The following is a 1,200-nucleotide window of genomic DNA, read 5'->3' as shown; positions in this document are numbered from 1 at the left end:
AGGTCGCCGACTTCGGACTGGTCGCCGACCTGTTCCAGGCCGTGCCGGAACTGACTAACGAGTTGGGGTAGGCAATTACTTCCAACTTTGCCCGGCAAACGTCATACTCCCAACCTTGTTTGCCGGGCCTTTTATCAAAAGACAATCAGTGAGAGAAGAATGACATGCAAAAGACACCCGTCGTTTTCCTCCCGGGCCTGCTGAATGATGAAGAGCTGTGGCAACAGCAGGTAGAGGATCTCTCCTCAGCGGTAGATCCCATGATTGCAGATCTGACGTTGGACGATTCAATTGAGGCAATGGCCGATCGAGTTTTGGCTTCGATCTCAGGCCCCTTTGTTTTAGTATCGATGTCGATGGGCGGCTATGTGGCGTTCGAGATTATGCGCATAGCCCCGGAGAGAATTTTGGGTGTTGCGCTACTTGCTACGAGTGCATCTCCAGACAAACCAGATCGTCAGAAGGAACGAATTCAAGCTATTTCAGCTTTAGAGCATGGTAATTTCCGTGGGGTTACAAAAAAATTCCTACCTCGCTTACTGCACAAAACAAACTTAGAATTGCCGGTTGCAGACAAGGTGATGAAAATGGCCATGAGGGTTGGAGGCTGCGCGTTTCTAAGGCAGCAGCAGGCGATCCTGAACCGTAGAGACTATCGTGAACTACTGGGTGGTATCGATGCTCCAACCCTTGTTGGCGTTGGTGATAGTGATCAATTGACGCCATTGGATGAAGCTCAGTTAATTCACGCTGGCATTCGAGGGTCAAAGTTTCATCTGTTTGATAATTGCGGGCATCTACCACCACTTGAGTCACCGGACGAAACCACGCGCATCCTGCAAGACTGGATATCTCAACTAGAGCAGCCCGTCTAAGCCTACTCCTGCCGCAAAATCGCGGCTGCGTCAGAATGTCTAAGATGGTACTGCGGTCGCTGTCGCATTTATTAGTCAAATGCTTGGTATCTCTATTAACCTTTGGCAAGTTTAATCTTGCGTCGCTTGCCACACGATCTGCTCCTCAAACTGTCTGATACCACCAATCGAAGCTTGAGGCGTATCGACAACGGACACGAAAACGTATTCCCGGAGGAAAGAGGGGCATCTCTGACAGCGCAATTCTCCCGTCTTCGACCCATAAACCCGTGAGCCTCCCCAACTGAACGGGTCCACCGTTATGTTCAGGAAACGGAGGACTAAG

The 1,200-nt window shown here is 50.3% G+C and carries 1 protein-coding gene and 1 pseudogene; both read left to right on the top strand.

Features of this window, described 5'->3' with window-relative positions; translation table 11 throughout:
- Positions 1-71, top strand: a pseudogene (locus tag GOW93_RS20990) (electron transfer flavoprotein subunit alpha); the annotation flags it as partial.
- A 93-nt stretch (positions 72-164) separates the two neighbouring features.
- Positions 165-875, top strand: a complete 711-nt coding sequence (locus GOW93_RS20635; protein ID WP_170388286.1) for an alpha/beta fold hydrolase — start codon at positions 165-167, stop codon at positions 873-875.
- Positions 876-1,200: the final 325 nt, after the last annotated feature.

This window comes from Ruegeria atlantica (genome assembly GCF_013032455.1).
GTDB lineage: Bacteria > Pseudomonadota > Alphaproteobacteria > Rhodobacterales > Rhodobacteraceae > Ruegeria > Ruegeria atlantica_B.
Note: the sequence above shows the minus strand (reverse complement) of the source record. Positions and strands in the feature narration are given on the sequence as shown.